The sequence below is a fragment of the Pseudomonas sp. E45-MNA-CIBAN-0222 genome, assembly GCF_040310405.1.
GTDB lineage: Bacteria > Pseudomonadota > Gammaproteobacteria > Pseudomonadales > Pseudomonadaceae > Stutzerimonas > Stutzerimonas stutzeri_AC.
Genome location: NZ_JBEOPU010000132.1, coordinates 1 through 262 on the forward strand (window position 1 = coordinate 1; position 262 = coordinate 262).

Consider the following 262-nt stretch of genomic DNA (forward strand, 5'->3'; position numbering starts at 1 on the left):
TGGTAATCCCGGTCAGCAGTATATGTTTACGCGTCATAATGCAGGGTTTTGGTTCGTCCATCATTTGGCGCAGCAGTTCAACATCACGCTCGCCCCTGACAAAAAATTCCACGGGGTAACAGGACGCGGACAAATTCATGGGCATGACGTGCGGCTATTGATGCCACTGACCTTTATGAATAAATCCGGTCAGTCAGTGGTGCCTATGGTCAACTTTTATGGCATCCAAAATGATGAGTTGCTGATTGCCCATGATGAGCTC

General features: G+C 48.1%; 1 protein-coding gene. It reads left to right on the forward strand.

Features of this window, described 5'->3' with window-relative positions:
* The coding region (locus AAEZ08_RS23050; protein WP_500125197.1) for an aminoacyl-tRNA hydrolase at positions 1-262 on the forward strand (262 nt) is incomplete at both ends.